The organism is Bradyrhizobium sp. UBA2491, assembly GCF_002341725.1.
Taxonomy (GTDB): domain Bacteria; phylum Pseudomonadota; class Alphaproteobacteria; order Rhizobiales; family Xanthobacteraceae; genus Bradyrhizobium.
The window spans coordinates 36,336-52,064 of sequence record NZ_DDOP01000001.1 but is presented as its reverse complement, the minus strand read 5'-3'; the positions used below and the strand labels follow the sequence as shown (position 1 = coordinate 52,064).

Here is a 15,729-nt window from a genome sequence, read left to right as displayed (position 1 = left end):
CTCATCCGGGCTACGCATGCGGAAGGAGGGCACAATGATCGACCACGTCTCCGTCGGCGTCCGCGATCTCGACCGCGCGGCGCGGTTCTATGAACCTGCGCTGGCCGCCCTCGGCCTCAGCCGTCTCGTCACCCGGCCCGCGACGATCGGCTTCGGCAAGGCCTATCCCGAATTCTGGATCAACCTGCGCGCGTCGATGACGCCGGTACCCCATGAGAGCGGCACGCACATCTGCCTGCGCGCGAAGACCACCGCCGAGGTCGTTGCATTCCACGCTGCCGCACTTGCCTCCGGCGGCCGCTCCGATGGCGCGCCGGGTCTCCGCCCGCACGATCGTGTCCGCTACTACGCGGCGTTCGTTCTTGATCCCGATGGCAACCGGATCGAAGCGGTGACGTTTCCGAGTGAGTAGATCTAGTCGGCAAGCGCTCGTCTCAACCCGTCATCCTGAGATGCGAGATCTTGCGAGCCTCGAAGGATGCACGGCCACCAGCGGGGCCGCGCATGCTTCGAGACGCGCGTTCCGCGCTCCTCAGCATGACGGGGAGAGGGCCACGAGGCCTTCGGCTACAGCCGCCGCGCCACTTCGGGCGCCAGTTCCTTGGCGGCTGCCGGTGTTCCGGCCACCGCCGAACGCAGCCGCGGCAGGATCTCGTCGACGCGATCGGCCATCAGCACGTTGATCGGCAGCGTCGCGCGGATGAATTCAGTCGCGCGCATGTGGTTCAGCAGCGAGAGCAGGGGCTCCCAGAAATTGTCGATGTTGGCGAGCAGGATCGGCTTGTGGTGACGGCCGAGCTGCTGCCAGGTCAATTGCTCGACCAGTTCCTCCAAGGTCCCGATGCCGCCGGGCAGTGCCACGAACGCGTCCGAGCGCTCGAACATCAGCCGTTTGCGCTCGTGCATGTCGGGTGTGACGATCATCTCCTGAACCGAGGTCAGCGCGTTCTCGCGCGCGCGCAGGAATTCCGGGATGATGCCGGTGACCGAGCCGCCATGGTCGAGGGTGGATTTGGCGACCGCGCCCATCAGGCCGATCGAGCCGCCGCCATAGACCAGGCGCACGTTGTTGTCGGCAAGGCTCTTGCCGAGTGCGATGGCAGCTTCAACGAAGCGGGGATTGTTACCGGGGCCGGAGCCGCAATAAACACAGACAGTCTTGATTTGGTTCATACGATCCTTGTGGCACTGCAGCGTAAACAGGGTCAAGACTGGCATATGGGGATTGAAGACCAAAAAATCCCGTAAATTCCCGCGAATCGCGAACAATTTTCGTCATAAGCCTGTACGCCGCATTCAAACGATCTATATGACGGGCACAATGGCAAATCGTGGAAAAGATGTGGCAGCGCACCGGCGCGCCACGGCGGCGAGAGCGGGCTCCTGATGGTGCCGCCGCAACAGACCGTGACCGGCGCTGCGCAGCCCACGGCCACGATTCCGGCCGCCGAGAAGGGCACGCTGCTCGGCACGCTCGTTCATCTGTGGCCGTATATTTGGCCGGGCGATCGCGCCGATCTGAAGATGCGCGTGATCTGGTCGGTGGTGCTGCTGCTGTTCGCCAAGCTTGCGACGCTGTCGGTGCCGTTCACCTTCAAATGGGCGATCGATGCGCTGAACGGCGCGGGCTCGGCGCCGGTCGAACCGTCGAACTGGGTGCTGTGGCTGATCGCCTCGCCGGTGTTGATGACGATCAGCTATGGCGCGGTGCGCGTCATCATGGCGGTGCTGACGCAGTGGCGCGACGGCATCTTCGCCCGCGTCGCGATGCACGCGGTGCGCCGGCTCGCCTACATCACCTTCGTGCACATGCACGAGCTGTCGCTGCGCTTCCATCTCGAGCGCAAGACCGGCGGCCTGACCCGCGTGCTGGAGCGCGGCCGCTCCGGGATCGAGACCATCGTGCGGATGGTGATCCTGCAACTGATCCCGACCATCGTCGAGGTCACGCTGCTGGCGGGCGTGCTGCTGTGGCAGTTCGACTGGCGTTATGTGCTGGCGGTGCTGCTCACCGTGGTCGTGTTCATGTACTACACCTACGTCGCGACCGAGTGGCGGATCGAGATCCGCCGCAAGATGAACGATTCCGACACCGAAGCGAACACCAAGGCGATTGACTCGCTGCTCAATTACGAGACGGTGAAGTATTTCGGCGCCGAGGAGCGCGAGGCGCGGCGCTACGACCGCTCGATGGAACGCTACGAGCAGGCCAGCGTGAAGACCTACACCTCGCTCGCCGTGCTCAACACCGGGCAGGCGGTGATCTTCACCGCGGGGCTGACCGCGACGATGCTGATGTGCGCGTTCGGCATCCGCAACGGCACCCACACCGTCGGCGATTTCGTGCTGATCAATTCGATGATGATCCAGCTCTACCAGCCGCTGAATTTCATGGGCATGGTCTATCGCGAGATCAAGCAGGCGATCATCGACATCGAGAAGATGTTCGACGTGCTGGCGCGCGATCCCGAAGTGAAGGACATGCCGGGCGCCATGCCGCTCGTGGTGTCCGCCGGCAGCGTGCGGTTCGATGACGTACGTTTTTCCTACGAATCCGATCGGCCGATCCTGAAAGGCTTGAGCTTCGAGGTGCCGGCCGGCAAGACGGTCGCGATCGTCGGTCCCTCCGGCGCCGGCAAGTCGACGATCTCGCGGCTGCTGTTCCGGCTCTACGACGTGTCGAGCGGCCGCATCCTGATCGACGGCCAGGACATCAAGACCGTGACCCAGGCCTCGCTGCGTTCGGCGATCGGCATGGTGCCGCAGGACACCGTGCTGTTCAACGACACCATCCGCTACAACATCCGTTATGGCCGCTGGGACGCCGGCGACGACGAGGTCGAGGAGGCGGCACGGCTGGCGCAGATCGACGGCTTCATCCGGATGTCGCCGCAGGGTTACGAAACCCAGGTCGGCGAGCGTGGCCTGAAATTGTCCGGCGGCGAGAAGCAGCGCGTCGCGATCGCGCGCACGGTGCTGAAGGCGCCGCCGATCCTGGTGCTGGACGAGGCGACGTCGGCGCTCGACAGTCACACCGAGGCCGAAATCCAGGGCGCGCTGGAGCGGGTGTCGCGCAACCGCACCTCGCTGGTGATCGCGCACCGGCTGTCGACCATCGTCGGCGCCGACGAGATCATCGTGCTGGACCAGGGGCGGATCGCCGAACGCGGCACCCACGCGCGGCTTTTGGCCGCCGGCGGCCTCTATGCCAGCATGTGGAACCGGCAGCGCGAGGCCGAGGAGGCCCGTGAACGGCTGGCCCAGGTCGATGACGACGGCACGGCGCCGAATCGCCTGCCGCCGGTGGTCACTGAATCGTCGGAGGATTCCACCCCTGACGTGGGTGAGAAACCCTTGCCGACCGCCGCGGAATAGTCGATTTAGGGCATGATCCGGAAAAGTGCGAAGCGGTTTTCCGAAAGGGATCATGCCTAAAACAGCCGACTAAAGCGCGATGATCGCGCTTTAAGGCCTCTCCCGCCAAACGGGGCGGGGAAACGCAAGCGAGCTCTGATGTCGATCGCCAATTCCATCCGCGCGCAGATCCCGCCGATCCACCCGGAGGGGTATCCCTTCATCGGTGGTTTCGCGCTGGCGAGCCTGATCCTGTTCTGGATCTGGACCCCGCTGGGGTGGATCGGGACGCTGCTCACGGTCTGGTGCGCATTGTTCTTCCGCGATCCGGTGCGCGTGACGCCGCTGCGCGACGGCATCCTGGTGTCGCCGGCCGATGGCCGGGTCTCCATGGTGGTGCAGGCGCTGCCGCCGGCCGAACTCGGTCTTGGCGACCAGCCGCTGCCGCGCATCTCGGTGTTCATGAGCGTGTTCAACTGCCACGTGAACCGCAGCCCAGTGGCCGGCCGCATCGACCGCATCGCCTATCGCCCCGGTGCTTTCATCAATGCCGAGCTCGACAAGGCGAGCGAGGACAATGAACGCAATTCGCTGGTCATCTCGACCGCCAACGGCCGCATCGGCGTGGTCCAGATCGCAGGCCTGGTAGCGCGCCGCATCGTCTGCTTCGTCAAGGAAGGGCAGTCGATCGGCGCCGGCGAGCGCTTCGGCCTGATCCGGTTCGGCTCGCGGCTCGACGTCTACCTCCCCGAGGGCACCAAGGCGCTGGTTTCCGAAGGCCAGACCGCGGTCGCCGGCGAGACCATCCTGGCGGATTTCCGCAACGCCGATCCCGGCCGCACCTATCGCGCCGATTAACTCTGTTCGGGCAGGCCGATCAGCCGGTTCCCGCGCCGATGGCGGAGCCGGACCATGCTTGCTATATTGATCGAGCCATGACGCCATTCGATAACAATTCCAGCGAGCTGCGCCGCCGCCGGTTCCGCCCGATCCCGGTGCGGATGCTGGTGCCGAACATGATCACGCTGCTGGCGATCTGCGCCGGCCTCACCGCGATCCGCCTGTCGACGGAAGGGCGGATGGAGCTTGCGGTCGCCGCCATCGTGTTCGCGGCGATCCTGGACGGCATCGACGGGCGGGTCGCCCGCATGATCAAAGGCCAGTCGAAATTCGGCGCCGAGCTCGACAGCCTCGCTGACTTCGTCAATTTCGGCGTCGCGCCGGGCCTGATCCTGTATTTCTGGCAGCTGCATGAGCTCAACAATGGCGGCTGGATCGCGGCGATGGTGTTTGCGATCTCCGGCGGCCTGCGGCTGGCGCGCTTCAACGCCTCGATCGACGATCCCAACAAGCCGGCGTTCGCCGCCAATTATTTCACCGGCGTGCCGGCACCGGCCGGCGCGATCACCGTGCTGCTGCCGATCTATCTGGCCTTCCTCGGCGTGCCGATGCCGCCGGCGACGCTGACGGCGTTCTACACGCTCCTGATCGCCTTCCTGATGGTGTCGCGGCTGCCGGTGTTCTCCGGCAAGACCGTGAAGATGCGCGTGCCGCCGGAGATGGTGTTGCCGGTGTTCGTCGCCGTGGTGTTCTTTGTCGCGCTGCTGATCGGCTACCCCTGGCACATCCTGTCGGCCGGTTCGGTGGCCTACCTGATCAGCCTGCCGTGGGGCTGGAAGTCCTATCGCGACCAGGAGCGCAAGCTCGCCGCGCAGAGCCAAGGCGCCGGGGCACCGGCGGCGGCCGCCACGCCCTACGCGGCGCCGGTCACGGATACGGACCACGACGACCGTCCGACGCATCTGCACTGAGGCTCCTGTGTAATCCGTCACCCTGAGGAGCGCGGAACGCGCGTCTCGAAGGGTCGACGGCCCCGCCGGTGGCCGTGCATCCTTCGAGACGCGCTGCGCGCTCCTCAGGGTGACGGTGAGAGCTTGTTCGCACTTCCCAAATATCAGCCATGAGCGGGCCTTGGTTGGGTTCGCTTCCGATCTCGGCTATAGGCTGAAACGGCTCAGCGAACGCCCAAATCAGGAGAGAAACGCCGTGACGACATCCGCTTCCGCCCCGCTTCCTGCCTCCGTTCTTGAAGCGTTGGCGCGCTATGACACGCCGACGATCTGCAACGCGATGGAGATCGTCGCGCCGGAGCGCCGCCTGATTGGCTACACGGTGAAGCCGCTGGTCTGCCCGTTCCCGACCTTGCCGCCGATCGTCGGCTATGCGCGTACGGTCGCGATCCGGTCGGTGCTGAAGTCCGGCCTGTCGGCCGAGGAACAGTCGAAGCGCCGCATCGATTATTATGAGTATGTCGGCACCGGCTTTGGTCCGCGCATCTCGGTCATCCAGGACATCGACGGGCCCGACGTCGGCTACGGCGCGTTCTGGGGCGAGGTGCAGAGCGCCGTCCACAAGGCGCTCGGCTGCCTCGGCGTCATCACCGACGGCTCGATCCGCGATATCCCGCAATGGGCGCCGGGCTTCCAGGCGCTGGCCGGCTCGATCGGCCCGTCGCACGCCTGGGTGCACGCCGAGAGCTTCGGCGGCGAGGTGCGTGTCGCCGGCATGACGGTGCGCTCCGACGATCTGATCCACGCCGACAGTCACGGCGCGATCGTGATCCCCTACGACATCGCGGCGAAGCTGCCCGAGGCCGCCGAGCTCTGCGGCCGCCGCGAGACCCCGATCCTGGAGATCGCGCGCTCCAAGGATTTCACCCTCGAGAAGCTGAAGGACGCGCTGAAGCGTTCGTCGGAAATCCACTGACGCAAGCGCGTATTCGATTGGGCGGACGGCGGGCTGGAAGGCCCGCCGTTTTGCTGTCGATTGTCAGACCGGCGCGACCTTGGCGATCTCGGATGCACCGCGGATCGTCATGTCGATTGCGACATAGAGGATCACGGCGAGGCCGACATAGGCGATCCAGCGGTGGTTTTGCAGCAACCGTGCGATGAAGGTGGCAGCCGCGCCCATCATCGCGATCGAGAGCGCGAGGCCGAATATCAGCACGATCGGCTGCTCGCGCGCCGCGCCCGCGACCGCCAGCACGTTGTCGAGCGACATCGAGACGTCGGCGACGATGATCTGGGTGGTGGCCTGCCACAGTGTCTTGCGCGGGCCTTCCGCACCGTCGGCGCCCATATCGGTGGCGGGATCGTGCGACGTGGCACGCAACTCGCGCCACATCTTCCAGCATACCCACAGCAAGAGGATGCCGCCGGCGAGCAACAGCCCGACGATCTGCATCAATTGCGTGGTGAGCAGCGCGAACAGGATGCGCAGCAGCGTCGCGGCGCCGATGCCGATCAGGATCGCCTTGCCGCGTTGCTTCTCGGGCAGGCCTGCCGCGGCAAGGCCGATCACGACGGCGTTGTCGCCGGCCAGCACGAGGTCGATGACGACGACTTGCAGCAATGCGCTGAGGGCGTCGAATGAAAGCAGTTCGGACATGAATCATGTTCCCCTTGAGGTCGGGGAGTGGACTCGTTCCGACGAAGCCGGTTGTTGCCGTCATGCCGACGGCAAATCCGCCGCGACGGTTTCACGTCGCGGGTCGAAGCAGGGCCACTCCAACTGAGTTCCAGTCCGACATCGCAGCTTGTGGCTGCCAGAGGGGCCCGGCCTGGGATTTATGGTCGCGAGACGGGTCGTAGCGCGGCCTGTTCCTCGAAGAACAGCGCCGCCTGATCCGGCTCGCCGAGGATTGACGCCGCGCATCCCATGAAGGTGAACGCCCCGGCAAAATCCCACAACGTAAGACGTGCCACGCTCGTGCGCACGCGGATCACGCGTGCCGCGATCGCGGCAATGGCTGCCTCGGTGAACAACAGCAGGCTGAGCGCGGGCAGCACGAGTGCGGGCTCGACCCAACGAAGCGTCAGGACAATCGGCAGCGCTGACAGCACTGCGAACAACAGGAGCATGCCGAAAGGCTCCAGCGAGGGAGTTTTCCGCGCGATCCGGTCTGGAATGGTCGAGGACATTCCGATCCTGACTTGTCGTCGTTCCGGTCAACAATACCAGAACGCATGCATGTTGACGCGCGACGCGGCGCCGCGCGACCGCAGGCCGCGCCGCAGGCTGTACGCCGGTGAGCACCGAGGAGCGCCCGGCCGGGTCATTTTGGTGCCGTTTTGGCGTTGATGGCGCCATGGCAAAGTCCGCAGCGGGGATTTATCTTTGCTGGCAGCGCTGGGCGGAACGATCGAAAGGCGATTTTCGATGAATATGGCAGGCAAGACCGTGCTGATCACCGGTTCCACCGACGGCGTCGGCCGCTATGTGGCGATGAAGCTGGCGGCCGCCGGCGCCCGGGTCCTGATCCACGGCCGCGACACCCAGAGGGCGCAGACGCTTGCCGACGAGATCAAGCGCGTCAGCGGCCGCGAGCCGATGTTCTACCAGGCCGACCTGTCGTCGCTTGCCGATGTCCGCGAGTTCGCCCAGCTGGTGCTCGACGACCAGGATCGCCTCGATGTCCTGGTCAGCAACGCCGGCATCGGCTCGCAGAACGAGGGGCCGGCGCGGCAGACCAGCAAGGACGGTCACGAGCTGCGCTTCGCCGTCAACTATCTCGCCGGCTTCCTGCTGGCGCATCTGCTGCTGCCGCGGCTCAAGGCGAGCTCGCCCGCGCGCATCGTCAATGTCGCCTCGCTCGGCCAGCACCCGATCGATTTCGCCGACGTGATGATCACCAGGAACTACAGCGGCGGCCGCGCATATGCCCAGAGCAAGCTGTCGCAGATCATGTTCACCATCGATCTCGCCGAGCAGTTGCAGGGCTCCGGCGTGACCGTCAATTCGCTGCATCCGGCGACCTACATGAACACCACGATGGTGCGTGCCAGCGGCGCCACGCCGATCTCGACCGTGGAGCAGGGCGGCGAGGCGATCCTGCGGCTGGTGCAGGGGGATGACGTCGCCGAAAGGAGCGGGCTGTTCTTCGACGGCCTGCGCGAGGCCCGCGCGCATGCGCAAGCCTATGATGCCGAGGCGCGCAAGCGGCTGCGGGCGCTGAGCCTCAAGCTGGCGGGACTTGGCTGAGATTGTCGTCTGTTCACTGGGTCCGCGGTCCGGCCAGGGCGACGACCTTGCGCCAGCGCGCCGTCTCGGCGGTGAGCATGTTGCCGAAGGCGTCCGCGTTGCCGATGATCGGCAGCGCGCCGAGCTGGCCGATCTGCTGTTTGATCGCCGGATCGGCGAGTGCGGCATTGATCTCGCGGTTGAGCAGATCGATGATTTCGGTCGGCGTGCCGCTGGGGGCGCCGACGCCGTAGAACGAGCTGGTCTCGTAGCCGGTCAACACGTCCGATATCGGCGGCACGTCCGGCAGCGTCGCCGAGCGCTCCTTCGTCGTCACGCCGAGCGCGCGGATCTTGCCGGCGCGGATCAGCTCCAGCGACGAGGTGACGTTGTCGAACATGGCCTGGATCTGCCCGGACATCAGGTCGGTCAGTCCGGGCGCCGAGCCGCGGTAGGGAACGTGGACCAGATCGATGCCGGCCATCGCCTTGAACAACTCGCCGGACAGGTGCAGCGAGGTCCCGACGCCCGACGATCCGGTGCTGAGCTTGCCCGGGTTGGCTTTCGCATAGGCGATGAACTCGGCGACATTGCGCACCGGCAGGGCGTTGTTGACCACGAGCACCAGTGGGATTCGCGCGATCCCCGCCACTGGCGCGATGCTCTTGCCGAAATCGTAATGGATGGTCGGATCGAACGAGGCGTTGATGGCATTCGCCGTGCTGGTCAGCAGCAACGTGTAGCCGTCCGCTGGCGAGGTGATCACGGCCTCGGTGCCGATATTGCTGCCGGCGCCGGGCTTGTTCTCGACCACGAAGGGATGCCCGAGCCGTTCGGTCAGGCGCTGGCAGATCAGGCGCGACAGCACGTCGGTGGCGCCGCCGGCAGCATAGGGCACGATCCAGCGCACCGGCCGCGCCGGGTAGGCGGCCTCGGCGAAGGCTGGATGGCGACCGGCCGTCGTGGCGAGACAGGCGGTACCGAACAGCGAGAGGAACGCTCTGCGGGCGATCATGCTGGGCTTCTCCCTTTGCGCCCTTCGGACATACGGCCGCTTGGCCCGCGGCGCATCATGTTCCCGACGGTGTGGTAAAGACGGCTTGGCCTGGATCGAAGAAAGCGGGGCGCAATCCGGCCGCCGGCCGTTAATCAAGGATGAGGGATGAGGGCGTGGTCCGCAGGCTTAACCATCGCCGTTAACGTTCGCGGGCGCGCGGGCGGCTATAGCCGATGGGATGACGCGGTCCTGATCTGATGATGACCATTTCGAATCGAGCTGGCGGCAATGACGGCAAGGCAACGTCGGCCGCGAAGCTCTGGCTCAAGGCGATCGAGCTGACCTCGCGGATCGACGCGACGCCCGATCGGTTGCTTGCCGATCTGATCGACGACTGGGCCGCACGCAGTCCCGCGCAGCCGGCGCTGCTGTCGGACCGCGAGAGCCTCGATTATCGCGAGCTCGCCGGGCGGATCCGCCGCTATGCGCGTTGGGCGATGGCCGAACGGATCGCGGCCGGCGATTGCGTCGGCCTGCTGATGCCGAACCGGCCGGACTATCTCGCGGCCTGGCTCGGGCTCAGCCGGGCCGGTGTGGTGGTCGCGCTGATGAACAGCAACCTGGTCGGCGCCTCGCTCGCGCATTGCATCGATGTGTCAGGTGCCGGGCACCTGATCGTCGCGGCCGAACTGCGCGATGCATTCGAGCGCGCGATGCCGCACCTTGCGCGCCTGCCGAAGCTTCTGCTGCAAGGCGGCGAGGCGGGCGGGCTCGCTACCGCGCTCGCCGGATATGACGACGGCCCGCTATCGCCGGCGGAACGCCGTGCGGTGACGCTCGATCATCGCGCGCTGATGATCTTCACCTCGGGCACCACGGGCCTGCCCAAGGCCGCCAATGTCAGCCATCGGCGCGTGCTGACATGGGCGCGCTGGTTCGAGGGCCTGATGGAAGCGACCACCGCCGACCGGCTGTATGACTGCCTGCCGCTCTGTCACAGCGTCGGTGGCGTGGTGGCGCCTTGCAGCATGCTGGCGGCGGGGGCCTCGGTGGTGATCGCGGACAAGTTCTCGGCCAGCCGGTTCTGGCAGGACATCGCGCGCTGGGATTGCAGCATTGTCCAGTACATCGGCGAGCTCGGCCGCTATCTGCTGCAATCGCCGCCGTCCGATGCCGACCGAGCGCACCGGCTGCGGCTCGCCTGCGGCAACGGCCTGCGCGGCGACATCTGGGAGGCGGTGAAGACGCGCTTCGGCGTTCCACGGATCCTGGAATTCTACGCCGCGACCGAGGGCAATTTCTCGCTCTACAATGTCGAGGGCAAACGGGGCGCCATCGGCCGCGTCCCGCCGTTCCTGAAGCATCGCTTTCCAGCCGCGATCATCCGCCTCGGCGCCGACGGCGCGCCGCTGCGCTCGGCTGACGGATGGTGCGAATTGTGCGGGCCTGATGAGCCCGGCGAAGCGATCGGCCGCATCGGAGCCAGCGAAGAACGTGGCGGCCGCTTCGAGGGCTACACGGATGCAGCCGACACCGAGCGGAAGATCCTGCGCGATGTGTTCGCGCCCGGCGATGCCTGGTTCCGGACCGGTGACCTGATGCGGCTCGACCGCGCCGGCTATTTCTATTTTGTCGATCGGATCGGCGACACTTTCCGCTGGAAGGGCGAGAACGTCGCGACGGCGGAGGTCGATGCAGCCTTGCTCGCCTGTCCTGGCATCGTCGATGCCGTCAGCTACGGCGTCATGATCCCGGGTGCCGACGGCCGCGCCGGAATGGCGGCGATTGCCATCGACGACCGCTTCGACATCGCGGCGCTGCATCAGCATCTTGCCGGCCGGTTGCCGCCCTATGCCCAGCCGGTCCTGATCCGCATCCGCGACCGCCTCGACCTCACCGACACGTTCAAGCTGAAGCGCAGCGAGCTGGTCCGCGATGGCTTCGATCCTGCGACCGTCGGCGACCGCCTGTTCTACCGCGATGCCGCGGGCATGACCTATCGCCGGCTCGATGTCGAAGGCTTCGCTGCCATCGTTGCGGGTAGGTTGCGCCTTTAGAGCATGATCCGGAAAAGTGTGAAGCGGTTTTCCGAAGAGATCATGCTCAAACAAGGAGCTCGAGCGCGATGACGATTCAACTCAATCTCATTGCGCTTTAGAGACCGTAGATCGCAAGCTCGGTATCGGCGAGGTCGCCGAGCTGGGGCTGGTGCGGTCCCCTGAAATACTTCCGGCCCTGCTCTTCACTGTAGCGGCCGGGAATTCCGGCCAGCGGGCCGTTGGCATCGAGGATGACGACAGGCTTGCCGCGCAACAGAAGATAGCGTCCGAGCGCCGCGGCGCAGGCCGTGAAGTCGGCGATCGACGGGCAATAAGCGAGCTGCATCGCGGGCATCGGGATGAAGCCGCGCCGCTTGCGCAACGGCATGAAGATGAACGGCCGCGCGCGGCCGCCGCCACGGCACACCAGGCTCAGATTGCCGTAGTCGGCATGACGCCGCAGCATCGCGGTGTCCTCAGTGTTCACGCCGTCGATCGGCGTGCTGCCGCCGGCGACCCGCGCGACCGACATCGTGGCGCCGCGCCACGACAGCCACGGCAACGCGAAATATTGCCCGCTGCAATAGCGCCGGTAGCCCTGCGCTTCGAGGATCGGCCATGTCGGCTGCACCGGCGTGACGTTGAAATAGGTGACGTCCTTGCGCTTCTGCACCATCGAGGCGAACAGCGCGCCGAAGTTGCGATACGCGGGGTCGACGTACCAGCTCGAGACGTTGCATCTGTCCGCGATCGCGCCATTGATGGTTCGGCGCGTGCAGATCAGCAGCAGGCAGCCGACGGCCTGGCCGTCATGCTCCATCAGATAGCCGAAGCGCGGCGCATTCGGCGGGATCTCGCGCTTCGCCTGGCGCAGCAGGCCGCGCATCCAGTACTCGCGCGATCGGTACACGAACCCCCGCGTCAGCAGGTCGCCGACGGCGTCGAGATCCTGTTCCGTGATTTCCCGGATGCGGGGCGGCGGGCTAGCCATCGATTTACCAAGGCCTGCAAAAAGACCGGCAGAGCCGCAGCAAATTGTCGCGGGCCGGCCTATGTTTCTTGTCATAGCTGGCACGGAAAGCAAAAGGCCGATGTCGATAAGGTTAAAGATCATTGCCGAGATGCAGCAGGTTGCGCGGGAGCAGAACGTCACGCTGCCGCCGTTGAATGACGACCTGGCGCTGCACGCTACGGGCCTGGATTCCCTGGGCTTTGCGATTCTGGTCGCGCGGCTCGAGGACGAGACCGGACGCGATCCTTTCACGGTGTCGGACGAGGTGTCGTTCCCCCTCACGATAGGCGACTTCGTCAGGGCGTATGAGAATGTCCCGGCCTGAGCTTCGGGCCTTGCGCGGTTGGCTCGGCGCCGCGCCCGCGGGCCGGACCATGTCCGACGCCGAGGCACGCGTGTCGCTCAGCGGCATGTCGGAGCAAAGCTGGTTCGCTGGCGGGCTCGTGGAGCTCGCCGGCCGTTCGGTGCTGCTCGATCTGTCGACGCAGCTGCAATCCGCCATCGCGCTGGCCGAACTCGACGGCGTTGCACGGCGGATGTTGCTGCTGCCATCCGATGTCAGCCCCGATCATCTCGCAGCGCTGGTGACGGCCGCCGCGATTGATGCCGTGGTGTCGGACGATCCCGCGCGCTGGGCCGGCAGCAATATCCCGACATACACAATGTTGGCCGAGCCGCAGCCGTCACGGCCGCCAGCCGACGCAGCCGCCGCGACGGAGTGGCTGATGCTGACCTCGGGCACGTCGGGCGTACCCAAGATCGTCAGTCATACGCTCGCGGGCCTCAGCGGTGCGATCGTCGCCGATACGGTTGCGGCCGGATCGCCGGTGTGGGCGACCTTCTACGACATCCGTCGCTACGGCGGCTTGCAGATATTGCTGCGCGCCATGATCGGCGGCGGCTCCATGGTGCTGTCGGATCCGCGCGAGGAGATGGTCGATTGGGTCGCCCGCCTGAATGCGCGCGGCGTCACCCACATCTCAGGTACGCCGACGCATTGGCGCAAGCTCTTGATGAGCGGTGCCGCGCGTGGTTTCGCACCACGCTACGTGCGCCTGTCCGGCGAGATCGCGGATCAGGCGATCCTCGATGCGCTCAAGCAGGCATTTCCGGCGGCGTCGGTCGGCCATGCCTACGCCTCGACCGAGGCTGGGGTCGGCTTTGCCGTCAATGACGGTCTGGAGGGTTTTCCCGAGGCGATGCTCGGCGGCGGCCGCGACGGCGTCGACATGAAGATCGAGCACGGCTCGCTGCGGATTCGCTCGGGCCGGGTCGCGACCGGCTATGTCGGCGCCAAAGCGGCATTGACCGATGCCGACGGCTTCGTCGACACCGGCGACATGATCGAGGTTCGGAACGGCCGCTGTTATTTTGCCGGCCGGCGCGGCGGCATCATCAATATCGGCGGCCACAAGGTGCACCCCGAGGAGATCGAGGCCGTGATCAACGCCTGTCCCGGTGTGCGCATGTCGCGGGCGCGGGCGCAGCGCAACCCGATCACCGGCGCAATCGCGGCGGCCGACGTCGTGCTCGCGGATGGCTCGCAGGCCGGCGACCACGCCGCAATGCGTGATGGCATCCTGACCGCATGCCGCGCGGCGCTGGCGCCGTACAAGGTGCCGGCCATCCTGCGCTTCGTGCCCGCGCTGGCGGTGACGCCGGCCGGCAAGCTGGCGCGCGCCGATGCGTAGCATCCTCGTCACCGGCGCAAGCCGCGGCATCGGACTTGCCATCGCCCGCCGCCTGGCGCGCGGCGGCGATCGCGTGATCGCGGTGGCGCGCAGCCGCGGCGCGGAGCTCGACGACGCCATTGCAACTGGGGCCGGCAGCGGCGGAGAAATCTGCTTCAGGGCGTTCGATCTCAGCGAGGTCGATGCGATTCCGGCCTTCGTGCAGGAGCTGCGCCGTGCGTTCGGTCCGATCTTCGGCCTGGTCAACAATGCCGGCATCGGGACCGAGGGCCTGCTTGCGACCATGCACAACAGCCAGATCGAAGCCCTGGTCCGCCTCAACGTGCTCTCGCCGATCATCCTGACCAAATACGTCGCGCGGCAGATGATGGCCGATGGTGCGGGCCGCATCATCAACATGTCCTCGATCGTGGCCGCGACCGGCTACAAGGGCCTCTCGGTCTATGGCGCGAGCAAGGCGGCTGCCACCGGCTTCACGCGGTCGCTGGCGCGCGAGGTCGGCCAGCTCGGCATCACCGTGAATGCGATCGCGCCCGGCTTCATCGATACCGAGCTGACCAAGGGACTGGGCGACGACGACCGCGCGCGGATCGCTAGCCGCAGCGCGCTGCGCCGGCTGGCGACGGCCGACGATGTGGCCGCGATGGCGGAATTCCTGCTCGGCGAGGGTGGTAGCAACATCACCGGCACGGTTCAGGTCATCGACGCCGGCAGTACGGCCTAGCTCTGCCGCTGTGCGAGGTAGAAGCCGGCCAGAACCGTGATCAGTCCCGCTGCCTGCAACGTGGTCGGCGGCTCGCCGATCAGCAGCCAGCCCAACAGCAGGGTCAGCGCCGGTACAATCGCGGGAAAGACCGCCGCGCGGGCAACGCCGAGACGCTGGATCGACTGGGCGAACATATAGAGCGCGGCGGGCCCGGCCAGGATGCCCTGGGCGATCGCCTGTAGCGCATTCTCGTCGAGGCCGATGGCCGCGTCGCGAGCGAGACCACCCGATGCGGCATAGAGCGGAAACAGCGCGAGCGACAGCACGCTGATGACCGTCGCGACCGAGAACGCCGACACACGCCAGTAGCGCACCAGCGTGGCGAAGCCTGCAAACATCAGCCCGGTGAGGACGAAGATCAGATCGCCCATCACCGCGCTCGGTCCCATATGGCCGATCGACTCGCTGCCGATCACGGCAAGGCCGCACACGATGACGACGGCGCCGGCAAGCCGGGAGAGCGAAATCGTTTCCTTGAGCAGGACGACCGCGAGAAACAACCCGCCGAGTGTCGCACAGGAAGGCTGGATCACGCTGCCGTGCCCGAGCGGCACGAACATGAAGCCCGCATAGCTGATGATCGACATCACCGGTCCGCCCAGCATCATCAGCGCCATGCCGCGGCCCCATCCGATGCCGCAGAGATCGCCGAGGCCGGCGCGCAGGACCAGCGGGACGAACACGATGCCCGACCACAGATAGCGGTGCATCAGCAGGTCCACCGGCGTGAACCCGATTTTCAGGCCGTGCCGGGTCGCCACGAAGCCGAGCGCCCAGCAAAGCGACGCGCCGAGTCCGCATGCGATCCCCGGCAACATGGATTTGGTATCGAGAAGGGGTGTCGTCCC

Annotated in this window: 16 protein-coding genes; 10 read left to right on the top strand and 6 right to left on the bottom strand. The window is 66.3% G+C overall.

Features of this window, described 5'->3' with window-relative positions; translation table 11 throughout:
* Nucleotides 1-34: 34 nt before the first annotated feature.
* Nucleotides 35-412 carry a VOC family protein gene (locus tag B2W55_RS00240; RefSeq protein ID WP_024582274.1) on the top strand — a complete coding sequence of 126 codons (378 nt, stop codon included), beginning with the start codon at nucleotides 35-37 and terminating at the stop codon, nucleotides 410-412.
* A gap of 155 nt (nucleotides 413-567) precedes the next feature.
* Here the strand turns inward: B2W55_RS00240 and B2W55_RS00235 are convergent, their stop codons facing one another.
* A complete protein-coding gene (locus B2W55_RS00235) occupies nucleotides 568-1,173 on the bottom strand; it encodes a TIGR00730 family Rossman fold protein (protein WP_024582273.1) in 606 nt (201 codons plus the stop codon).
* A gap of 213 nt (nucleotides 1,174-1,386) precedes the next feature.
* Between B2W55_RS00235 and B2W55_RS00230 the strand changes: the two genes are divergently transcribed.
* The 4 genes from B2W55_RS00230 (at nucleotide 1,387) to B2W55_RS00215 (ending at nucleotide 6,120) form a co-directional block, all read left to right on the top strand.
* Nucleotides 1,387-3,375: an ABCB family ABC transporter ATP-binding protein/permease gene (locus B2W55_RS00230; protein WP_024582272.1), complete on the top strand. Its 1,989-nt coding sequence runs from the start codon at nucleotides 1,387-1,389 to the stop codon at nucleotides 3,373-3,375.
* 138 nt (nucleotides 3,376-3,513) lie between these two features.
* Entirely contained in the window at nucleotides 3,514-4,212 is a 699-nt protein-coding gene (locus tag B2W55_RS00225) for a phosphatidylserine decarboxylase (RefSeq protein WP_024582271.1), read from the top strand.
* A gap of 77 nt (nucleotides 4,213-4,289) precedes the next feature.
* Nucleotides 4,290-5,165 (top strand): CDP-diacylglycerol--serine O-phosphatidyltransferase, encoded by an 876-nt coding sequence (pssA, locus tag B2W55_RS00220; protein WP_024582270.1) that lies wholly within the window; start codon nucleotides 4,290-4,292, stop codon nucleotides 5,163-5,165.
* A 235-nt stretch (nucleotides 5,166-5,400) separates the two neighbouring features.
* A complete protein-coding gene (locus tag B2W55_RS00215) occupies nucleotides 5,401-6,120 on the top strand; it encodes an RraA family protein (RefSeq protein WP_024582269.1) in 720 nt (239 codons plus the stop codon).
* A gap of 63 nt (nucleotides 6,121-6,183) precedes the next feature.
* On the opposite strand, the gene B2W55_RS00210 is transcribed toward B2W55_RS00215, so the two are convergent.
* Together B2W55_RS00210 and B2W55_RS00205 are read right to left on the bottom strand one after the other, a co-directional pair.
* Complete coding sequence (locus B2W55_RS00210; protein ID WP_024582268.1) at nucleotides 6,184-6,804, bottom strand: TerC family protein; 621 nt, start codon at nucleotides 6,802-6,804, stop codon at nucleotides 6,184-6,186.
* 179 nt (nucleotides 6,805-6,983) lie between these two features.
* Nucleotides 6,984-7,337, bottom strand: coding sequence for a hypothetical protein (locus B2W55_RS00205; RefSeq protein ID WP_080891144.1), 354 nt, complete (start codon nucleotides 7,335-7,337; stop codon nucleotides 6,984-6,986).
* 238 nt (nucleotides 7,338-7,575) lie between these two features.
* On the opposite strand from B2W55_RS00205, the gene B2W55_RS00200 reads away from it, so the two are divergent.
* A complete protein-coding gene (locus B2W55_RS00200) occupies nucleotides 7,576-8,397 on the top strand; it encodes an SDR family NAD(P)-dependent oxidoreductase (protein WP_024582266.1) in 822 nt (273 codons plus the stop codon).
* Nucleotides 8,398-8,410: 13 nt separating this feature from the next.
* Here the strand turns inward: B2W55_RS00200 and B2W55_RS00195 are convergent, their stop codons facing one another.
* A complete protein-coding gene (locus tag B2W55_RS00195; protein WP_024582265.1) occupies nucleotides 8,411-9,391 on the bottom strand; it encodes a Bug family tripartite tricarboxylate transporter substrate binding protein in 981 nt (326 codons plus the stop codon).
* Nucleotides 9,392-9,633: 242 nt separating this feature from the next.
* On the opposite strand from B2W55_RS00195, the gene B2W55_RS00190 reads away from it, so the two are divergent.
* Nucleotides 9,634-11,430: a long-chain-acyl-CoA synthetase gene (locus tag B2W55_RS00190; RefSeq protein ID WP_024582264.1), complete on the top strand. Its 1,797-nt coding sequence runs from the start codon at nucleotides 9,634-9,636 to the stop codon at nucleotides 11,428-11,430.
* A gap of 97 nt (nucleotides 11,431-11,527) precedes the next feature.
* On the opposite strand, the gene B2W55_RS00185 is transcribed toward B2W55_RS00190, so the two are convergent.
* Nucleotides 11,528-12,403 (bottom strand): GNAT family N-acetyltransferase, encoded by an 876-nt coding sequence (locus tag B2W55_RS00185; RefSeq protein WP_024582263.1) that lies wholly within the window; start codon nucleotides 12,401-12,403, stop codon nucleotides 11,528-11,530.
* Nucleotides 12,404-12,503: 100 nt separating this feature from the next.
* Here B2W55_RS00185 and B2W55_RS00180 point away from each other — a divergent pair, with 100 nt between their 5' ends.
* Genes B2W55_RS00180 through B2W55_RS00170 form a run of 3 tightly spaced genes read left to right on the top strand, consistent with a single transcriptional unit; the run spans nucleotide 12,504 to nucleotide 14,839 of the window.
* Nucleotides 12,504-12,749 carry a phosphopantetheine-binding protein gene (locus tag B2W55_RS00180; RefSeq protein WP_024582262.1) on the top strand — a complete coding sequence of 82 codons (246 nt, stop codon included), beginning with the start codon at nucleotides 12,504-12,506 and terminating at the stop codon, nucleotides 12,747-12,749.
* Complete coding sequence (locus B2W55_RS00175; protein WP_024582261.1) at nucleotides 12,736-14,115, top strand: class I adenylate-forming enzyme family protein; 1,380 nt, start codon at nucleotides 12,736-12,738, stop codon at nucleotides 14,113-14,115. Before B2W55_RS00180 ends, B2W55_RS00175 begins: the two co-directional genes overlap by 14 nt.
* On the top strand, nucleotides 14,108-14,839 hold the full coding sequence (locus B2W55_RS00170) for an SDR family NAD(P)-dependent oxidoreductase (protein ID WP_024582260.1): 732 nt from the start codon (nucleotides 14,108-14,110) through the stop codon (nucleotides 14,837-14,839). Before B2W55_RS00175 ends, B2W55_RS00170 begins: the two co-directional genes overlap by 8 nt.
* On the opposite strand, the gene B2W55_RS00165 is transcribed toward B2W55_RS00170, so the two are convergent.
* The gene (locus B2W55_RS00165) at nucleotides 14,836-15,699 is read right to left on the bottom strand and encodes a DMT family transporter (RefSeq protein WP_244442235.1); all 864 of its coding nucleotides are present in this window, start codon (nucleotides 15,697-15,699) and stop codon (nucleotides 14,836-14,838) included. The two genes, B2W55_RS00170 and B2W55_RS00165, sit on opposite strands and share 4 nt — an antisense overlap.
* Nucleotides 15,700-15,729 lie beyond the last annotated feature (30 nt).